Below are 18,965 nucleotides of genomic sequence, written 5' to 3'. Positions count from 1 at the left end.
ACCGTCTCTCCGATGCGTCTCAACCGTCTCTCCGGCTCGTCTCCGCCGTTCCCAGCGTCCCAGCAACCGCCTCAGCAGCGCCGGTGAAGGGGTATTTACGGATTAGGCCTGAGACCTGCAACCCCCATTTTGAAAAAACTTCACATTTCCGCTCGGTTTCTTCTCCATCTTAATGAAAACAATATGTTAGCTTCATAATTTACCCCACAAACCTGCTAAACAGAAACTCACAGCAACGAGGTGGACGACCTTTCAGCGGAATCATACCCAATGATCGGTAGGCAACCTAAACTCGGGCGAACGAAAACGCCGCCCGAGTCTCCTCGGGCGGCTCAATTCACTGCGGTTGTCACAGGGTTAGTTCAAATCATATCGATCCGCGTTCATCACCTTGTTCCAGGCCGAAACGAAGTCGCAGACAAATTTACCGCCCGCATCGTCCTGACCATAGACCTCGGCCAGCGCCCGCAACTGCGAGTTCGAACCAAAGACCAGATCCGCGCGGGTACCTGTCCACTTCACTTCGCCGCTCGCCCGATCACGACCCTCGTAGACGCCATCACCTGATGGCTTCCACTCGGTTCCCATATCCAAAAGATTCACAAAGAAGTCAGTGCTGAGCGTACCAACCCGGTCGGTGAGCACTCCATGAGAGGTGCCACCGAAGTTTGCACCCAGCACCCGCATCCCACCGACAAGTGCCGTCATCTCAGGCGCAGACAGTGTCAGCAATTGCGCCTTGTCCACCAGCAGAGCCTCGGCCGGAACCGAGTACTCCTTGTGCAGGTAGTTGCGGAAACCGTCGGCGATGGGTTCCATCACTGCAAAGCTGTCCACATCCGTCTGCTCTTGCGCGGCATCGGTGCGGCCTGGGGTAAAGGGCACGTCAACGTCATGGCCTGCAGCTTTGGCTGCCTGTTCGATGGCTGCAGCGCCACCAAGGACAATAATATCTGCCAAGGAAACTCTCTTGCCACCAGACTGTCCATCATTGAACGCAGCCTGAACCCCTTCCAGCGCATCCAGCGCCTTGGACAGTTTCAGCGGCTCGTTGACCTCCCAATCTTTCTGCGGGGCCAGGCGAATACGCGCACCGTTGGCACCGCCACGCATGTCCGATCCGCGGAAGGTTGAAGCCGAAGCCCATGCGGTCGACACCAGATCCGAAACCGACAACCCGGTTGCGAGTATCTTTGCTTTGAGATCGGCCACATCGGCGTCGTCAATAAGCGCATGATCGACGGCAGGGACATTGTCTTGCCATATGAGCTCTTCGCTCGGAGCTTCTGCTCCCAGATAACGCGCACGTGGACCCATGTCGCGGTGGGTCAGTTTGAACCAGGCGCGAGCGAAGGCGTCGGCGAACTCTTCTGGGTTTTCATGGAAGCGTTTCGAGATCGGACCATAGATCGGGTCCATGCGCATCGCCATGTCGGCGGTGGTCATCATGGTCTTGACTTTCTTGGACGGATCATGCGCCGCCGGCGCCATGTCTTCGTCTTTCACGCCGACCGGTTCCCAGATCCAAGCGCCCGAGGGACTTTTGGTCAGGTTCCAATCATAGCCGAACAACAGATCGAAATAGCCATTGTCCCACTTGATCGGGTTCGCGGTCCACGCGCCTTCAATACCCGAGGTGGTCGTGTCGTCACCCTTGCCGGTTCCGAAGTCGTTGATCCAGCCAAAGCCCATGTCCTCGATCGGGGCGGCTTCGGGTTCGGGGCCGACCAGGTTGGGGTCGCCCGCACCATGCGCCTTGCCAAAAGTGTGGCCACCCGCGACCAGAGCGACGGTTTCCTCGTCGTTCATTGCCATCCGACCAAAGGTGTCACGGATGTCTCGGCCCGAGGCCAGAACGTTCGGCTCACCATCGGGCCCTTCGGGATTCACATAGATCAGACCCATCTGAACGGCGGCCAACGGGTTTTCCAGATCACGCTCGCCCGAATAGCGGCTATGCGGGTTCTCGGTTGGGGCCAGCCATTCGGTCTCGGCACCCCAATAGATGTCTTCTTCGGGTGCCCAGATGTCTTCGCGGCCACCCGAGAAACCAAAGGTCGTTCCACCCATGGATTCAATCGCGCAGTTGCCCGCCAGAATATAAAGGTCAGCCCAGGAAATCTGGTTGCCGTATTTTTGCTTGATCGGCCACAGCAAACGGCGCGCTTTGTCCAGGTTGCCATTGTCCGGCCAGCTGTTCAGCGGTGCAAAACGCTGATTGCCGGTCGAAGCACCACCGCGACCATCCGCCGTCCGATAAGTGCCCGCTGCGTGCCAGGCCATACGGATGAACAAGCCGCCGTAGTGACCATAGTCCGCCGGCCACCAGTCCTGTGAATCCGTCATCAGTGCGTAAAGGTCTTCCTTCAGCGCCTTCAGGTCGAGCTTCTTGAACTCTTCGGCATAGTCGAATGTCTCACCCATCGGGTTCGATGCAGGGCTATGCTGATGCAGAATCGACAGGTTAAGTTGGTTCGGCCACCAATCCCGGTTGGACCGGGCCTCGGCGCCATGCATTACCGGGCATTTGCCCATGTTGGGGGTATCACTTCCGTCCATATCGATCTCCAGTACTGGCTAGATGTGTGCGTCGCGCGGTTAACTTTGAAACGAGAAACAGGGGGCTTGAGTGTTTTTGCTCTCGTCCTTGGCATGGGCATTACGCGGGATCGCGCGGATCGGCCCTGCCTTCATTGTAGGAAATAGCATTAACGACTCGTTCTTTCTGTTTGGATGTAGATTTAGCAAATCCAAACCATTCACATAAGTTTTGTTTTTCGATGATATCGATAACCCAAAACTATCACTTGAACGTCTTCGCGCAGCTGGACGCTAAAGCACGCGATTGCATTTTCATCGCTGGGCTTCAGCGTGACTCGCAATTTGAGCACGTGGGGGTGGCGACGCAAATGGATCTACGATGCTAACCGCTGTGAATTGCCTGACTGGCGCCAGCGTCAAGTTGTCTGTCGACACAGTTTCAGTGGCCACTGACTTTCTTATAAAGGGCTGATTTGTAGCCAAAAGGAATTCCCAATACGCCGACCAGCCACCCAGCCGTGCGGGCGATCTGGATCAACCGTCGATCCGGTTGGAACGGAAACAACAGGATTGCCCCCAGTAGCGCCACCAAACGCAAAGGCGCGCTCAGGAAACCCAAGATCGCCTTTGTCGGCTTCTGATCAAGCTTGCGCCGCATATGCGTGTTGGACTGATCCCGTCCTCGGGCAGCCTGATACCAGAACGAGAGACGCTCGGGTGAAATGGTTTCATACACGAACGCATCATGCACCCAGCCCACAGGTAATCCGGCGGCAACAGTCTCGGCGTAAAACTTTGCGTCCGTTCCGCCCGTCATCCGCATGGTTTCATCAAACCAAAGCCCGGTTTCGCTGAACAACCGCGTCTCGCCAAGCCAGTTGTTGGTCACGATGGTGACACCGCCGGTATCGTTCAATGTCGCCTTCCTGGCGGCGGCGTTTTCCTTGTCGAGATATCGATTGCTGATGTTGCGCAGCATCAGCCGCTGCATTGCGGTTTCCTGCCCAGTCGGCCCTGCGGCGCGGAGCGGCGCACCCAACAACACAGAGGAACTCTTGCGATAACCGGCAACCAAACTCTCAAGCCAATCGGATGCCACCACTTCATCATCATCAACAAAACAGAGCAGATCCGAACCCTGTTCAAGCGCCTCGCGCGCTGCACGGTTGCGCCCGAAGGGAATGCCAGGCTCGGTCTCAAGGACATAATCCAGACCCGCCCCGTTGGGCAGAACAGCCCCCGCTGCCCGCACGGTATCCTCGCTAAGAGGTGAACTGTCGTTTTCGACCACAAGGCATCGCACTGAGCAATCAGGCGGCAGCTTCATCTCGCCCCAGCTCTCAATCAATGCAGCCAGCATTTCGGGGCGCTGCCGGGTGAGAGTAGAAACCGTAATCTTCAGGGTGGCTGAGCGATCCTTCATCGCATCCCCATACTACCTGCATCTGTTTCTTGACAAGGCGCAGTGATCACGAGGGTTCCATCAACGCTTCTAACCCAACCCGGTAATTTGGGTAGAGCAGTGAGATACCCAACTCTTCTTTAATCCGATCATTCCGAACGCGTTTGTTTTCATCGTAAAAACTACGGGCCATCGGAGTCAGAGCAGCCTCATCAAACGGCACAGCAGGCGGTAACGGCAGTCCCTGCAGCTCGGCCGCATAGCCGATCACATCCTGCGGTGGCACCGGTTCATCATCGCAGACATTGTAGATCGCGCCCGGATTGGGTTTGGCCATCGATGCGATCAACACCTGCGCGATATCATCAACGTGAATACGCGAGAATACCTGTCCCGGCTTAATGATCCGTCTCAGGCCACCTCTCTTGAGCTTGGAAAACGGTCCACGCCCCGGCCCATAAATCCCCGCCAATCGGAATGTATGTAACGGGAGGTCCGGGATATCTGCCCACTGCGTTTCGGCACGCACGCGCCACCGACCTCGTTCGGCGGTAGGTTCGGGCGCGGTGGTCTCATCCACCCAACCCCCATCGTGATCACCATAAACCGCAGTGGTCGACAGATACCCAACCCATTTGAATTGCCCGGCGCGGGCGGCAATCTCATCGCGCAACTCTGCCAATACAGGGTCACCATCTGCTTTAGGCGCGGTTGAGATCAATACATGTGTGACACCTTCCAAGTCAGGCCGTTCCCCCGGCCAGACAATCGGCTCGGCGCCCGACGCGCGAATGGTCTCAATTTGCTTTGGATCGCGCGAGGTTCCGATGATCCGCCAGGATGCTGGATCAAGTCGCTTCGATGTCGCTCGGGCAGAATAGCCGTGGCCGAATGAAAAAAGTGTTTGAGTCATAGCTCCTTTGATGATCCGCCCGGCCCGGGGATGCAAGCGCCGGATGGACGCACTTGATTCGAATCCTCTGATGCGCCTTCATTGATGTATGAGCAACAAAACACCCGATCTACGCGCCGCCTATTCCTTGAAGTCGCCTGAAGAGAACAAGCGTCTCTACGCTGAATGGGCCGGAGACTACGACGACAATTTTGCCGCACTGGAAGACTATCAACTCCACATCCAAACAGCGCGCGCTTTCATTGCTGCCGGTGGTCAGGGTCCGGTATTGGATGTTGGAGCGGGAACGGGGTTATGTGGTGCGGTTTTGGCGGGGCTGGGCGTTGGCCCGATTGACGCCACGGATATCAGTGCTGAAATGCTGGATCAGGCGATGCGCAAGGATATCTACCGAGACGCGATCGAGGCCGATCTGAATCAGGGCCTTCCCGTCCCGCGTGACAGCTATGCAGGCGTGGTCTCCTCCGGAACGTTCACCCATGGCCACCTGGGGCCCGAGGCCTTGCCCGCGCTCTTGCGGGTCGCGCGTCCCGGCGCACAATTCGCCCTGTCAATCAACGCAAAGCACTTTGAGGCGCTGGGGTTTTCCGATGCATTCGGCGCTCTCGAGGCTGAACAAATCAGCAATCTGTCATTTACCGAAGTGCGTATATATGGTGAGCTAGCCGCTGGCCCCAACAAGGATGACATTGCTTTAATCGCACTGTTCGAAAAGGGCTGATCAGACACTAATCAGGGCGAATCTGACAATATCTGGACCTTCGCAGCATTAGACATCTAGGTATACATCTGCTTCTTATACGCCCGAGTCCGTGTTGTCGCCTCAGCTGAGCCGTCGTGATAGGTCCCGAACCACTTGTCGAACGGAATCTCAGAAGTGCCATAGTTGCACTCGAAATACCGGTGATGAAGCTGATGGAAGAAATCTCCTGCCCTCGCTGCGTCCGTCTCGCCAGCCTTTAGCTTTTCAAAGCCCGAATGGGACAGAACCGGGCTGATCTGCTGAAAGTAAACATGAAACAGCAGATGCAGCGGGTGCGAGGGTACGATCAGATGGATGAAGTAGGTCGAAAAATAAAGCAGGTTTTCATACCAGTGGTTCGATATCCCCGACCACGGCCCGATATTGACGTTGCGGTGATGCACAGCATGGACGTGTTTATAGAGTTTCGGGTGATGCTCCAACCGATGGACCCAGTAGAAATGCAGCCCGGACCACATCGGAATCAGCAGTATCCAGATCACGAACCAGACCGGCGCTGCGGCCCATGTTATGACTGGCACGTAGCCGTTCGCCATCGCCCAATAGATTACCCATTGATAGACCGTGGCCACAGTCATCGCGCTGCCCAAGGTCCACCAGATATTATCCAATACCTGGTTTCGAAAAGTGAATGAACCATTGTTCCGAGTCAGGTCCCGACGGTCAAACTTTTTATACATGCCCTGCCCTTTGCGCATGTAAAGCCACCAATGCAGGCCCCCAGCAACCAGGATCTGAGGGAGCATATTCAATAGCCAAACGCGGAACATCCAACCAGGCGCGAAGGATTTCATAGTCTCTAATGCTGGCAAAAACGCAAAATATGCAACCATTGCCAAGGCCATGCACAGAGTCAGCGACGTAAGCGGAAGCCAAGCCCCTCTGTACCATCGCAGGATCGCGGCGGGGCGCGGCGGCCAGTTGAACAAAGGATTCAGACCGACCGGACCGTCGGGGCGGTAATTCCAGCGGGCGGCTTCTGCATCATGAACGTCAGTCATGGCTGAAACTCCTTAGAGGGGGTATTTAGGATGCGTAGTCCGAGCCTTCGGCATCCAAGACTGCTTTAATTTCGCGCAGATGCGCCTCAGCCTGACCGGGATAGTCATCCAATTCCTGTGCGGTCTTTTCCGCAATTTCGTCTGACAGAACGCGCAAGGGCTGCCCGGTTTGAAGCGCACGGATGTAAGTTTCAGCGGCGCGTTCAAAATAGTAGAGTCTATTAAAGGCATCTGCAGGGCTGTCACCGATCACCAGAACCCCATGATTGCCCATGATCATGACCTTTTTCTTCGGGTCTGACAGCATCGAAGCGCATCGTTCGCCCTCGCTTTCGAACGCCAGACCACCGAATTCCTCATCGATCACATAGCGGTTGAAGAAGGTTGCGGTGTTTTGATCGATCGGCGGCAGGGTGCTGTCCGCCAGTGATGCCAGAACCGTCGCAAATATCGAATGTACGTGCATCACACAACGCGCATGGGGGCAATGGCGGTGGATTGATCCGTGCAACCCCCATGCCGTCGGGTCCGGCGCTCCGGGCTGATCCATGACATTATTGTCGTTGGCATCCAGTAGCAGCAGATTTGACGCTTTGATCCGCAAGAAATGCATCTGGTTGGCATTCATCAGAAACTGCGTGCCGTCTGCATTGACAGCCAAGCTAAAATGGTTCGCTACCCCTTCATGCATGTTGAGACGCTCGGTCCAGCGGAAGGCTGCGGCCATATCAACACGTTCGGACCAATGATCGATGTTGGGGCGCAGGTTGGTGACGCTCATACCGGACTCCTTCGTGGGGCGATTGGGGCATTGGGTAAATCGTGCCTGCACTGCAAAAGTTTGACCAACGAAAAAAACACACCTAATTCATAAGTAAAACTACTGGCGGAGTTATGCATATGCGGAAACCACTTCCTCCTCTGGGTTGGCTGCGCACATTTGAAGCAGCAGCCCGTCACCTGTCGTTTACAGGTGCGGCACGGGATCTGAACATGACGCAAAGTGCGGTCAGTCAGCAGGTCAAATCGCTGGAGGGGTATCTGGGCCAGCCGTTGTTCCTGCGTCGCCCGCGCGCATTGGAACTGACCGAAGCAGGCATCACCTATCTGCCGGTTGTGCGCGAGGCGTTTCGAACGCTTGTAAGGGGCACTCAGGCCGTCACGGGGGCGCAACAAAACGCGGTTCAGGTGCAGAGCAACATAACATTTGCCGTCAACTGGCTGGCGCCGCGTCTTCCCCGGTTTCGGAAACTGCACCCGGATGTGCATTTGAACATCTTCACCGAGCTGTGGGAGCCACGCGAAATGGCTGAGGGTGCGGCGGTCGAAATTCGATATTCACTGCGTCCTGCCGACACGGTGCGCACAGAACTATTGCAGACCGATCACTATTATCCCGTCTGTGCTCCGGGCTTCCGGGTAACACTTGAAACATTGCAAGAGCAGCCTCTTTTTGATTGTTCGAACTTGCTGTCGAATTGGGAGAGCTGGATCACGGAACAGGGTCTAACTTGGGAGAAACCGCAAGTCACCTATTCAACGACCTATCTGGTCAGCCTGTCAGTCGCGATGGCTGGAGGCGGGTTGTGCTTGGCCCATGACATGATCGCCAAACGCCTACTTGACGAAGGTCGCCTAATTGCGCCGTTCTCTCACCGTGCCGCCATGCCCGAGGCATATTATTTGCTGCTGTCACCTCAAGCTGAGGAAACGCCGGGCGCATTGGTTTTTGTTGACTGGCTGCGCTCCGAAATCGCAGCCGACACTCAAAACTAGACCGGGGCGCTCCCGCCCATCCTCAATGCCCTTTGGGCATCTCCTCTGGTTGGGCGTAGCAGCGCTGGCGCGTTGTGGTTGGCATGAATTGTGATGATTGGATGATACCTTACCGGTGGGGGTTGCACCTTTTGCTTCATTCGTGAAAGTTGGGCCATGGAATACACGCCCTTCCCAAGTTGGCCCGATACCACCCCTCGTCTTATCGCCGTTGCTGCAGGCCGCGAAGCTGCCGATATGGTGATCCGCGGCGGTATCTGGGTGAATGTACACAGCCGAGAAGCCCTGCCGGATCATGATGTCGCCATCGCTGCGGGACGCGTGGCCTTTGTGGGTCCGGATGCCTCCTATTGCATTGGTCCTGAAACTCAGGTCATCGAGGCAGACGGCCGGTATATGATTCCCGGACTTTGCGACGCGCATATGCATATCGAATCGGGCATGCTGACGCCTGCAGAGTTTGCCCGCGCAGTCATTCCACATGGCACCACCTCGATGTTCACCGACCCGCATGAGATCGCCAATGTGCTTGGCCTTGAAGGCGTGCGCCTGATGCATGACGAAGCGCTTATGCAGCCCGTGAATATCTTTACCCAGATGCCGTCCTGCGCGCCTTCGGCACCGGGCCTGGAGACCACAGGATATGAGATTACAGCCGAGGATGTGGCTGAAGCGATGTCGTGGCCCGGCATTATTGGGTTGGGAGAGATGATGAACTTTCCCGGGGTCATACATGGCGACCCGAAGATGCTTGCGGAAATTGCTGCCACGCAGCGAGCGGGAAAAACAGTGGGCGGGCACTATGCATCGCCTGATTTAGGGTCTGATTTTGCAGCATACGTCGCTGGTGGCCCCGCTGATGACCATGAAGGCACCTGCGAGGACGATGCCATTGCTCGGGTCCGTCAGGGGATGCGGTCGATGATGCGGCTGGGGTCTGCCTGGTATGATGTAGAAAGCCAGATCACTGCGGTGACCGAAAAGGGGCTGGATCCGCGCAACTTCATTCTGTGTACCGACGACTGCCATTCGGGTACTCTGGTCAATGATGGTCATATGAACCGTGTGGTGCGCCATGCAATCTCGTGCGGATGTGATCCTCTGGTCGCGCTTCAAATGGCTACCATTAACACCGCGACTCACTTTGGGTTGGAACGTGAGATCGGCTCGATAACACCGGGTCGGCTAGCCGACATTATTCTGAGTTCTGACCTGACCAGTTTGCCAATCGAAACGGTTATTGCGCGGGGCCAGGTCGTGGCTGAAAACGGAACGGTGACAGTCGACTGTCCGCATCTGGATTGGCCTGCCAAGGCACGGAACACTGTCCATCTGGGACATGAGCTGTCTTCGACCGATTTTGAGATCAACGCCCCCGCTGGCGCCAACCGCGTCATGGCCAATGTGATCGGCGTCGTCGAGAATCAAGCCCCAACCCAGGCGCTGAAGTCAGAATTGCCCATTATCGAAGGGCTTGTTGAGGGCGAAGGCGAGGTTTGCCAGATCGCGTTGGTTGAACGCCACCGCGCCACGGGCGGGGTGACCAACGCCTTTGTGTCAGGTTTTGGGTATCAGGGCAAAATGGCCATGGCCTCGACCGTGGCGCATGACAGCCACCATATGATCGTTGTCGGCACTGACCGCGAGCAGATGGCTCTGGCTGCAAACCGACTGGCGGAAGTGGGCGGCGGCATCACAATCTTTCGGGACGGTGAAGAACTGGCGCTGGTTGAATTGCCCATAGCGGGCCTGATGTCCGACAACCCAGCCGCAGAAGTTGCAGCCAAAGCCGAAAAGATGGTCGAGGCGATGAAAGCCTGTGGCTGTGAACTCAACAACGCATATATGCAGCATTCTTTGTTAGCCCTAGTCGTGATCCCTGAACTGCGGATCTCAGACCTTGGGCTGGTAGACGTACGCACATTTGAAAAGATCGACCTTCTGGAACCCCTTGCATGACAACTATCCAAACCCCTGACGTTCCCAACCCCGAGAAATTTACAGACCCGCTGGCCGCTGTCGCGCGCTTGGAAGAGCTTTATGAACAAGCGACAAAGTTCCTGTGCGACAAGTTTGCTGACACGCTCAAAAATGGCGCTCCTACCGAAAGATTCCGGGCGTTCTACCCTGAAATCCGGATCAGGACCTCTTCCTACGCACAGGTCGACAGCCGACTAAGCTTCGGTCATGTATCCGAACCGGGCACGCATGCGACAACGGTCACCCGGCCCGATCTGTTCCGGTCATATCTGGCCCAGCAAATCGCACTATTGATCAAGAATCACGATCAGCCGGTAACAATTGGAGCCTCTGAGACCCCGATCCCGGTGCATTTCGCCGTGGCCAACAACCCGGATCTGGTGGTTCCGCACCAAGGCGCAGCCGGTTTCACGTTGCGTGATGCGTTTGATGTGCCCGATCTGAACACAACCAATGACGACATCGTAAATGGCATCAACGAGACTGAGAACGAGGCCGAGCCTCTGGCGCTATTCACCGCCCAGCGCGTAGATTACTCTCTTGCGCGGCTGTCGCATTACACCGCAACGGACCCGAGCCATTTCCAGAACCACGTTCTGTTCACAAACTATCAGTTCTACGTCTCTGAATTCGAAAACTATGCGCGCGCGCAATTGTCCGATCCCGACAGCGGCTATACCAGCTTTGTCTCGACTGGAAATGCCGAGATCGCTGATCCAGAAGCGGCAATCGAACAGCCGTTGAAACTGCCGCAAATGCCAACCTACCACCTGAAACGCGCGGATGGGTCTGGGATCACGCTGGTCAATATCGGCGTCGGACCATCGAATGCCAAAACGGCCACCGACCACATAGCGGTTCTGCGCCCGCACGCCTGGTTGATGGTTGGTCACTGCGCCGGTCTGCGCAACACGCAGGCACTGGGAGATTTCGTACTGGCACATGCCTACCTGCGCGAGGACAAGGTGCTGGACGACGACCTGCCCGTCTGGGTGCCGATCCCACCGCTGGCCGAAGTCCAGGTCGCTCTGGAACAGGCTGTGGCCGAGGTAACTGAGTTGGAAGGCTACGAGCTGAAACGCATCATGCGGACAGGCACCGTCGCCTCCGTCGATAACCGCAACTGGGAGCTTCGCGATCAGTCCGGGCCGGTGCAACGGCTCAGCCAGTCCCGTGCGATTGCGCTAGATATGGAAAGCGCGACTATTGCTGCAAATGGCTACCGGTTCCGGGTGCCTTACGGCACATTGCTCTGTGTCTCGGACAAACCTCTGCACGGTGAATTAAAGCTTCCCGGCATGGCTTCGGCATTCTATACAACTCAGGTCAGCCGCCATCTGGCTATTGGAATCCGGGCGATGGAACACTTACGCGGCATGCCGCTAGAACGCTTGCACAGCCGGAAATTGCGTTCGTTCGACGAAACGGCCTTTCTCTGAAGCAAAAAAGCAACGAATTCCCCCTATTTTTGGGGTTTCTGGTGCTACTATTCGTTGTGTTCGGCCACAATATCCCGTTACAGTTACGCGGTGAGGCCCTATAGATCGGGCACGTTAAGGAGACCAAGAAATGGCAAAGCCTATGACAAAGACTCAGCTGGTGGCTGCTCTCGCTGAGGAAATGGGAACTGACAAGAAATCCGCAAATGCCGCGCTGGAGGCCATGACCGGCCTGATCACCCGCGAAGTTTCGGCCGGTGGCGCCGTCACCCTGCCCGGCGTTGGCAAAATCTACTGCCGCGAGCGCCCCGAGCGCATGGTGCGCAACCCTGCGACCGGTGAGCAGTTCAAGAAAGAGGCTGACAAAGTGGTCAAGATGACCATCGCGAAAGCCCTGAAGGACAGCGTCAACGGCTAAATCACCGTAGACAGATCACAAGATCGAAGGGGTCGCCACCGGGCGGCCCCTTTTCCTTGCGGTTGTCACGAAAACCGGTGACAGTCGCCCCGAATTTCCAAGGAGGCCGAAATGGATCTGCGCGCCATCGCTATGGGGCTTGTGTTTGCCCTGATCTGGTCATCGGCCTTTACCTCGGCACGGATCATTGTTGCCGATGCCTCACCCCTGTTCTCGCTTGCGCTGCGGTTTCTCATTTCCGGAATGCTCGGCGTGGCGATCGCGCGCGCCATGGGACAGAGCTGGAATCTGACGCCTGCCCAATGGCGCGCCACAATCCTATTCGGAATCTGTCAAAATGCCCTTTATTTGGGTCTGAATTTCTTCGCCATGCAGACCGTCGAAGCATCGATGGCCGCGATCATAGCATCAACCATGCCGTTGCTTGTCGCCTTGGCTGGATGGCTGCTGCTAGGCGAAAAACTGCGTCCGGTGGGTGTCATCGGTTTGTTTGCAGGCTTTGCCGGTGTTGCCTTGATCATGGGCAGCCGGATCGGAGCTGGCATCGACCTGTTTGGGGTCATGCTCTGCGGGTTCGGGGCACTTGCACTCACTTTTGCTACGCTGGCGGTGCGCGGAGCGACATCTGGCGGCAATTTCATGATGGTGGTGGGGCTGCAAATGCTTGTGGGTGCAGCGGCGCTGTTCGCCGCCGCCCCGATCTTTGAAATCATCCACATCCACCCAACCGTTCCGTTTATACTGGCTTTTACTTACACCACGCTGTTCCCCGGCCTTTTGGCCACGCTGATCTGGTTCCTGCTGCTGGACCGGATCGGCCCGATCCGTGCTGCAACCTTCCATTTTCTCAACCCGGTCTTCGGTGTTGCCATAGCGGCCCTCCTGCTGGGTGAAAAATTGGGGCCACTTGATGCGATCGGTGTACTGATCACCACATTGGGTATTTTGGCCGTGCAATTGTCACGCCAACCCGTCGCCAAGCTGGCCTAAGATCGCGCACGACTGCGCGAGCCGATGTAACAAGTCTTTGCTTTCCCCGTTAGAACCCCAATTATTGGTCGAAACCAATAGAATCGGAGGAGCCATGTCTCGATTCACCAAGGACCCCGAGGCCATCGCCGCCCTTTCGCCGGAGGAGTTCCACGTCACTCAACGCAGCGGGACCGAACGCCCGGGCACAGGCAAACTGTTGAACAACAAGGAACCCGGCATCTATGTGGATATCGTCTCGGGGGAGCCATTGTTCGCGTCGACCCATAAGTACGAATCCGGCTGTGGCTGGCCCAGCTTTACCAAACCCATCGTACATGAACATGTCGAAGAGTTTCGCGACACCACCCATGGCATGATCCGGACCGAGGTCCGCTCGAAGCACGGCGATAGCCACCTGGGCCATGTCTTCCCCGATGGCCCGCGCGAACATGGTGGGCTACGCTATTGCATCAATTCCGCCTCGCTGCGGTTCATCCATCGCGACGATATGGAGGACGAGGGCTATGGCGAATTCCTGATCCATGTGGAGGAAATCAGATGACCGATGAACGCGCCGTTCTGGCCGGAGGCTGCTTTTGGGGCATGCAGGACCTGATCCGCAAATTGCCGGGCGTGTCCCGCACCCGTGTCGGATACACCGGCGGTGACGTACCCAACGCCACCTATCGAAACCATGGCACCCATGCAGAGGGAATCGAGATTTGGTTCGACCCGGCACAGATCACCTATCGTGAAATGTTGGAGTTCTTCTTCCAGATTCACGACCCCACCACCTTGAACCGTCAGGGCAATGATCGCGGCATGAGCTATCGCTCAGCGATCTATTATGTTGACGAACCCCAGAAACAGGTAGCCGAAGACACGATTGCCGATGTGGATGCCAGCGGTATCTGGCCCGGCAAAGTCGTGACCGAGATCGAGCCTGTCGGAGATTTCTGGGAAGCCGAGCCCGAACATCAGGATTATCTGGAACGTATCCCGAACGGATACACTTGCCACTTCCCGCGCCCGGATTGGGTGCTGCCAAAACGCTCCAGCGCGGCTGAATAAGGACGCCGGTAGCCCCTGCCGGGGCTACCCCACCGCCACCCGAGGCCGTCCGCTGGCCTCGACCGTGACCGACGCCTCGACAAACACCTCCTGCGCCTCAATTTTTGCGGTGCGAATGTCGCGCTCGACCGTCACTCGAATATCCTCGGCCCCTGCTTCGCGCACAGCACCTTCAGCCTCACCACGCAAAGCTGTTTCAAGTACCTTCAGGGCAGCGCTTGAATCCGAGAAATCTTGTGGCCCTTCTTCCAGATGCACCCGATAGCGGCCTTCAGCGGGAGACGTGACAGTGCCTGACCGGCGCAGGGTCATCCGACCAACGACCGCTCCGATAGCGTTCGCAACACCAGCGTGTTCAGGCAGGATCATATTGCAATGCAACCGCTCACCTACGGCAGGGTAATAGCTGGGTGCCGAGGCCCCTAGGCCCACCACATCGACATTCATTGCGGTATCCAGCGCGATCAATCCTCGGTGTTTGGCAAGACCACGATGGGTTAGTACGTGCCGCGCGAGTTCCTGCGGTGCAAGACCAAAACCGTCGACCTCTTCCGCAAAAGCAGCCTCTAACAAAGTCAATGAGGTTTGTTCGGTCAATTGATCAACGATCATCTGCGCCAGCGCCTCAGGTGATCTCGCCAGCGTTTCTCCAGATCCAACCCGCTTGCGTGTCATTAGCTCCAGTGCCTTGTGTGCCGCCTTAGCATCCCAGTCGTCCAGACGACCCAGAACATGGCTCGCGTCTGAGGGCGTGACACCGGAAACCTGAACAATCCCACGATCGACCAAACGCGTCAGCGCGCCATGTTCCATCCGTGTCTGCAGCAGTTTACTCAGCGCCTGCACCCCATCGCCCAGCCGGTCCAGCAAGACAGCTTCACGCGGGCCCACGCCTTCAGCCGGGATACCCGCCACCCGCCGCGCAAAACGGGTATCGTGTTCACCCACCGTTGTAGCGCGCAATTGTTCATCCAACTCTGCGTGAACAACCTCTGGTGCTTCGGCAGCGATCAACGAGACCGGAAGCACACGCCGCGGGCCAAGAAAGACACCACCCTGCAATCCTTCGGTCAAAACATGTACTTGGCTGTCCCCACCCAGACCGTGGGTACGCATCGCAACGGCTTCGACCATAGTACGGAAACCGCCAACTTGCGCACCTGCGGGATCAATCGCGGGCTTTCCATCCCGTATCAACGCGACGTCGGTAGTAGTTCCACCGATATCGGAAACCAACGCGTTATCGGCATTCGTCAACCAACGCGCGCCCACAATCGATGCCGCCGGACCGCTAAGGATCGTCTCGATCGGGCGTTCACGCGCCTGTTCGGCACTCATTAAAGCCCCGTCCCCACGCACGACCATCATAGGCGCTGAAATACCTTGTTCTTTCAGTTGGTCCTGCGCCCGCCCGATCAAACGATCAATCATGCCTATCAACCGGGCGTTCAAAACCGCAGTCACAGCCCGTTTTGGTCCATTCAATTTGGCTGACAAATGGTGCGAGCAAGTCACCGGAATACCGGTTCTTTCCGCAACCATCCGTGCAACTTCAAGCTCATGCGCCGGGTTTCGGGTGGCAAATTGTGCCGCAACTGCGTAACCAGATATGCCTTCGTGAGACTTCAAGAAGGCCTCAAGTGCCTCTGTATCCAACGGCTCTTTCTCACCGCCTGCGTGATTGTGCCCACCGGACAGAACCAACGCCGGGTCGCCTTTCAGCGCATCCCGCAACCCATGCTTTTCCAGATCACTTTCCCGAAACCCAACATAAATCAGCGCGATACGCCCCCCCTGGCCTTCGACCAGCGCATTGGTGGCCAGAGTCGTCGAAAGCGATGCCAATCCGATCTGATCTGGCGCGATCTCGGCTTCTGCAAGCACCGCCGAGATGGCCCGACCAACTCCTATCGCCAAATCTGCGCGTGTGGTCAAAGACTTAGCCGAGGCAATCACCTCACGCTCATCCCGAACCAGCACCGCATCTGTATAGGTTCCGCCCGTATCCACACCCAAAGCCAGCGCCATCGGGTCCTCCTTCTGTTCGCCAGAATCGGGTGTAGCGTTTTCCTACGGCGCGTCCAGCCTGTTTACGACAACCTAGACGCCGCCCAGCGCGCAGCATCAGCCACCGTCGGATCAGGATCATCGGTCAGCGTCTGAGCAACCCGCAGCAACGCCGGTACCGCCGAGTTCCCAATCGCATAAAGCACATTCCGCACAAACCGGTCCCGCCCGATCCGCTTGATCGGTGAGCCCGAAAACATCGCTCTGAAAGCCGTGTCATCCAACATCGCCAACTCTGCCAACGACGGCGCCTTCAATTCCTCACGCGCTGCATATCTAATATCGCTGGCAGCGACTGCGAACTTGTTCCAGGGGCAGGCTGCAAGACAATCATCGCAGCCATATATCCGGTTCCCCAGTAGCCCCCGCAATTCTTCATCCACCGGCCCCTTATGCTCGATGGTTAGATACGAAATACAACGACGCGCATCCAGTTGATACGGCGCTGGAAAAGCGTTTGTTGGACATGCATTCAAACAAGCCCTGCACGACCCGCAATGGTCGATCTCAGCCACGTCCGAAGGCAGGTTCAATGTCGTGAATACAGACCCTAAGAAGGCCCAATTGCCCCAATCCTGGCTTACCAGATTGGTGTGTTTACCCTGCCAACCTAACCCAGCTGCCTCTCCCAAAGATTTCTCAGGCACTGGCGCCGTGTCGACAAACACCTTCACTTCACCCCCGCCCTCAGCAATCAGCCAGCGCGCCAATCGCTTCAGGCGTTTCTTGACCAGATCATGATAATCCTTGTTCTGTGCATAAACCGAAATTGCACCCAATTCGGGATACGACAGCACTTCTGCGGGATCATGCTCAGGCGTATAACTCTCGGCCAGCATGATCACGGATCGCGCCTCGGGCCAGAGCGCCGACGGATCCCCGCGCCAATGGCTCCGCTCGGCCATCCACCCCATCTGACCATGATATCCGGCCTGCAGAAATGCCTCTAACCGCTCTGGCACCTGCGGCACGTCCCAAGGACGGCAAACCCGGCAGGCCACAAACCCCTCGGCAAGGGCCTGCTCCACCAATCGTGCCTTCAATTCCGATACGTTCTTCATCTGGCCCTAATTTTCTTCGGGGGTGAATTGGCCCAATGGGCCAAGAGGGGGCAGACAGCCCCCCTTCCCCAACCTATCAGAAATCCAGATCGGCGTAATGCGGCGGCGGCCGGAACCCCGGAACCTGATCCGCCAGAATCGAACGGAACGCCGGTCGGGATTTGATCTTGGCGTACCAGTCCTTCACCGCAGAGCTTCGGTTCCAATCTACGTCCGAAATGTAATCCAGCGCCGACAGATGCGCCGCCGCGGCGAAATCGGCCAATGTCATCTGATCTCCGGCCAGCCAGCGACGGTGATCCAGCAGCCAGGCCATGTAATCCAAATGATACTTGATCGCTTTTGCACCTTCCTTGACGTTCTTGCTGTCCGGATAACCCTGCCCAGTGACCTTCTTGTTCACCCGTTCATAAAGCAGTTTTGAGGTTACCTCGTGATGAAACTTGTCATCGAACCAGCCAACAAGACGCCTGACTTCGTAACGCGCCTCGGGCTTTTTAGGCATCAGGGGCGGCTCAGGACGAGTCTCTTCGATATATTCACAAATCGCGGCACTCTCGGCCATGATCTGACCATCCAATCGCAACACGGGGACCTTGCCCGCCGGATTGCGGCGCAAAAAGTCCGGGTCTTGTTCCCAATATCGTTCTTCGACCAGCTCAACCTCGATCTTCTTTTCAGCCAGGGATAAGCGGACTTTGCGGCAGTAGGGAGAGAGGGGAACGTGAAACAGACGCGCCATGAGCTTCCAATCGAACCAGAGAATACACCACAGCTTTAGCCTCTGACCGGCTTGAGATTCAATCCTCGAAACACTTGGCGCGTCCATCTGCGCGGATGGTGGCCGCTCCATCAAGAATGGACGCTGCACGCCTGCGGGTTCGAACCGAAGGATCGGTAACTGATCTGTTTCGCGGCGAGGGCAGAATTGCTGCAATACGCGCGGCTTGGACCGGCGACATCTTTGCCGCACTCACCCCATAGTATTTCTGTGCCGCCGCTTCGACACCAAACACACCGGTCCCGGTTTCGGCGACGTTCAGATAGACCTCTAGAATGCGCTGCTTGCTCCAGACCATTTCGACTACCGGAGTTATCGAAGTCTCAAGGGCCTTGCGCACCCAACTGCGCCCTTGCCAAAGGAAGACATTCTTCACCACTTGCTGCGTTATGGTCGATGCGCCTCGATTGCCCCCATCTTCCAACGCGTCCCGAATGGCCTCAACATCGAAACCCCAATGCAGGCAAAAATTTGCATCTTCAGCAGCCACTGCAGATCGGGACATGACGGGTGAAATTTCTTCGATGGCGACCCAGTCACGGTCAACCTTTCCCAACCGGCGCCATTCCGACCAGATCGTATGTGTGATCGGAGGGTTCACGACCGAATAAACCAGGATCAACGCAAAAAACGCGACAGCAATACCTAAGACGATTCGCAGCCCCCACCGCCGCATCCGCGCGATGAGGCCTTGCGATTTCTTTGAGCCTGATGCCTTTTTATTCTTACCGCGTGACTTGCGCGCTGCTTTCTTTGCCATGCTTTGCTATACGCCGCAGA

At 56.8% G+C, this 18,965-nt stretch carries 17 protein-coding genes; 8 read left to right on the top strand and 9 right to left on the bottom strand.

Going from position 1 to position 18,965, the window contains the following annotated elements:
• Positions 1 to 357 precede the first annotated feature (357 nt).
• The 3 genes from katG to ACR0JR_RS16200 form a co-directional block, all read right to left on the bottom strand.
• On the bottom strand, positions 358 to 2,559 hold the full coding sequence (katG, locus tag ACR0JR_RS16210; RefSeq protein ID WP_480457021.1) for a catalase/peroxidase HPI: 2,202 nt from the start codon (positions 2,557 to 2,559) through the stop codon (positions 358 to 360).
• Between the two features lie 421 nt (positions 2,560 to 2,980).
• A complete protein-coding gene (locus ACR0JR_RS16205; RefSeq protein WP_480457020.1) occupies positions 2,981 to 3,964 on the bottom strand; it encodes a glycosyltransferase in 984 nt (327 codons plus the stop codon).
• 46 nt (positions 3,965 to 4,010) lie between these two features.
• Positions 4,011 to 4,856 carry an SDR family oxidoreductase gene (locus tag ACR0JR_RS16200; protein WP_480457019.1) on the bottom strand — a complete coding sequence of 282 codons (846 nt, stop codon included), beginning with the start codon at positions 4,854 to 4,856 and terminating at the stop codon, positions 4,011 to 4,013.
• An 88-nt stretch (positions 4,857 to 4,944) separates the two neighbouring features.
• On the opposite strand from ACR0JR_RS16200, the gene ACR0JR_RS16195 reads away from it, so the two are divergent.
• A complete protein-coding gene (locus ACR0JR_RS16195) occupies positions 4,945 to 5,577 on the top strand; it encodes a class I SAM-dependent DNA methyltransferase (RefSeq protein WP_480457018.1) in 633 nt (210 codons plus the stop codon).
• 56 nt (positions 5,578 to 5,633) lie between these two features.
• Here the strand turns inward: ACR0JR_RS16195 and ACR0JR_RS16190 are convergent, their stop codons facing one another.
• The gene (locus ACR0JR_RS16190; RefSeq protein WP_480457017.1) at positions 5,634 to 6,620 is read right to left on the bottom strand and encodes a sterol desaturase family protein; all 987 of its coding nucleotides are present in this window, start codon (positions 6,618 to 6,620) and stop codon (positions 5,634 to 5,636) included.
• A gap of 25 nt (positions 6,621 to 6,645) precedes the next feature.
• Positions 6,646 to 7,401, bottom strand: coding sequence for a class II aldolase and adducin N-terminal domain-containing protein (locus ACR0JR_RS16185; RefSeq protein ID WP_480457016.1), 756 nt, complete (start codon positions 7,399 to 7,401; stop codon positions 6,646 to 6,648).
• 119 nt (positions 7,402 to 7,520) lie between these two features.
• Between ACR0JR_RS16185 and ACR0JR_RS16180 the strand changes: the two genes are divergently transcribed.
• From ACR0JR_RS16180 to msrA, 7 genes are all read left to right on the top strand, one after another.
• Complete coding sequence (locus ACR0JR_RS16180) at positions 7,521 to 8,396, top strand: LysR family transcriptional regulator (RefSeq protein ID WP_010442898.1); 876 nt, start codon at positions 7,521 to 7,523, stop codon at positions 8,394 to 8,396.
• Between the two features lie 156 nt (positions 8,397 to 8,552).
• Complete coding sequence (gene ade, locus ACR0JR_RS16175; protein WP_480457015.1) at positions 8,553 to 10,355, top strand: adenine deaminase; 1,803 nt, start codon at positions 8,553 to 8,555, stop codon at positions 10,353 to 10,355.
• Positions 10,352 to 11,815, top strand: coding sequence for an AMP nucleosidase (locus ACR0JR_RS16170; RefSeq protein WP_480457014.1), 1,464 nt, complete (start codon positions 10,352 to 10,354; stop codon positions 11,813 to 11,815). The genes ade and ACR0JR_RS16170 overlap by 4 nt, the downstream gene beginning before the upstream one ends.
• A 130-nt stretch (positions 11,816 to 11,945) precedes the next feature.
• Positions 11,946 to 12,233 carry an HU family DNA-binding protein gene (locus tag ACR0JR_RS16165; RefSeq protein WP_010442901.1) on the top strand — a complete coding sequence of 96 codons (288 nt, stop codon included), beginning with the start codon at positions 11,946 to 11,948 and terminating at the stop codon, positions 12,231 to 12,233.
• Between the two features lie 111 nt (positions 12,234 to 12,344).
• Entirely contained in the window at positions 12,345 to 13,223 is an 879-nt protein-coding gene (locus ACR0JR_RS16160; RefSeq protein ID WP_480457013.1) for a DMT family transporter, read from the top strand.
• 94 nt (positions 13,224 to 13,317) lie between these two features.
• Positions 13,318 to 13,767 carry a peptide-methionine (R)-S-oxide reductase MsrB gene (gene msrB / locus ACR0JR_RS16155; RefSeq protein ID WP_170542641.1) on the top strand — a complete coding sequence of 150 codons (450 nt, stop codon included), beginning with the start codon at positions 13,318 to 13,320 and terminating at the stop codon, positions 13,765 to 13,767.
• Positions 13,764 to 14,276: a peptide-methionine (S)-S-oxide reductase MsrA gene (gene msrA / locus ACR0JR_RS16150; RefSeq protein ID WP_480457012.1), complete on the top strand. Its 513-nt coding sequence runs from the start codon at positions 13,764 to 13,766 to the stop codon at positions 14,274 to 14,276. The genes msrB and msrA overlap by 4 nt, the downstream gene beginning before the upstream one ends.
• Before the next feature lie 24 nt (positions 14,277 to 14,300).
• On the opposite strand, the gene ACR0JR_RS16145 is transcribed toward msrA, so the two are convergent.
• From ACR0JR_RS16145 to mtgA, 4 genes are all read right to left on the bottom strand, one after another.
• Positions 14,301 to 16,304 (bottom strand): hydantoinase/oxoprolinase family protein, encoded by a 2,004-nt coding sequence (locus tag ACR0JR_RS16145; RefSeq protein ID WP_480457011.1) that lies wholly within the window; start codon positions 16,302 to 16,304, stop codon positions 14,301 to 14,303.
• 62 nt (positions 16,305 to 16,366) lie between these two features.
• Complete coding sequence (queG, locus tag ACR0JR_RS16140) at positions 16,367 to 17,404, bottom strand: tRNA epoxyqueuosine(34) reductase QueG (protein WP_170780005.1); 1,038 nt, start codon at positions 17,402 to 17,404, stop codon at positions 16,367 to 16,369.
• A gap of 76 nt (positions 17,405 to 17,480) precedes the next feature.
• Entirely contained in the window at positions 17,481 to 18,146 is a 666-nt protein-coding gene (gene fzlA, locus ACR0JR_RS16135; RefSeq protein WP_170780006.1) for an FtsZ-binding protein FzlA, read from the bottom strand.
• Between the two features lie 58 nt (positions 18,147 to 18,204).
• Entirely contained in the window at positions 18,205 to 18,945 is a 741-nt protein-coding gene (gene mtgA, locus ACR0JR_RS16130) for a monofunctional biosynthetic peptidoglycan transglycosylase (RefSeq protein ID WP_480457010.1), read from the bottom strand.
• Between the last annotated feature and the right edge of the window lie 20 nt (positions 18,946 to 18,965).

Source organism: Ruegeria sp. AA3 (assembly GCF_056542905.1).
This window is presented reverse-complemented; position numbering and strand designations above follow the sequence as displayed.

Bases quoted from the DNA above. Each gene is read 5' to 3' on its own strand.
- katG (WP_480457021.1), bottom strand. From the start codon at position 2,559: ATGGACGGAAGTGATACCCCCAACATGGGCAAATGCCCGGTAATGCAT.
- ACR0JR_RS16205 (WP_480457020.1), bottom strand. From the start codon at position 3,964: ATGAAGGATCGCTCAGCCACCCTGAAGATTACGGTTTCTACTCTCACC.
- ACR0JR_RS16200 (WP_480457019.1), bottom strand. From the start codon at position 4,856: ATGACTCAAACACTTTTTTCATTCGGCCACGGCTATTCTGCCCGAGCG.
- ACR0JR_RS16195 (WP_480457018.1), top strand. From the start codon at position 4,945: ATGAGCAACAAAACACCCGATCTACGCGCCGCCTATTCCTTGAAGTCG.
- ACR0JR_RS16190 (WP_480457017.1), bottom strand. From the start codon at position 6,620: ATGACTGACGTTCATGATGCAGAAGCCGCCCGCTGGAATTACCGCCCC.
- ACR0JR_RS16185 (WP_480457016.1), bottom strand. From the start codon at position 7,401: ATGAGCGTCACCAACCTGCGCCCCAACATCGATCATTGGTCCGAACGT.
- ACR0JR_RS16180 (WP_010442898.1), top strand. From the start codon at position 7,521: ATGCGGAAACCACTTCCTCCTCTGGGTTGGCTGCGCACATTTGAAGCA.
- ade (WP_480457015.1), top strand. From the start codon at position 8,553: ATGGAATACACGCCCTTCCCAAGTTGGCCCGATACCACCCCTCGTCTT.
- ACR0JR_RS16170 (WP_480457014.1), top strand. From the start codon at position 10,352: ATGACAACTATCCAAACCCCTGACGTTCCCAACCCCGAGAAATTTACA.
- ACR0JR_RS16165 (WP_010442901.1), top strand. From the start codon at position 11,946: ATGGCAAAGCCTATGACAAAGACTCAGCTGGTGGCTGCTCTCGCTGAG.
- ACR0JR_RS16160 (WP_480457013.1), top strand. From the start codon at position 12,345: ATGGATCTGCGCGCCATCGCTATGGGGCTTGTGTTTGCCCTGATCTGG.
- msrB (WP_170542641.1), top strand. From the start codon at position 13,318: ATGTCTCGATTCACCAAGGACCCCGAGGCCATCGCCGCCCTTTCGCCG.
- msrA (WP_480457012.1), top strand. From the start codon at position 13,764: ATGACCGATGAACGCGCCGTTCTGGCCGGAGGCTGCTTTTGGGGCATG.
- ACR0JR_RS16145 (WP_480457011.1), bottom strand. From the start codon at position 16,304: ATGGCGCTGGCTTTGGGTGTGGATACGGGCGGAACCTATACAGATGCG.
- queG (WP_170780005.1), bottom strand. From the start codon at position 17,404: ATGAAGAACGTATCGGAATTGAAGGCACGATTGGTGGAGCAGGCCCTT.
- fzlA (WP_170780006.1), bottom strand. From the start codon at position 18,146: ATGGCGCGTCTGTTTCACGTTCCCCTCTCTCCCTACTGCCGCAAAGTC.
- mtgA (WP_480457010.1), bottom strand. From the start codon at position 18,945: ATGGCAAAGAAAGCAGCGCGCAAGTCACGCGGTAAGAATAAAAAGGCA.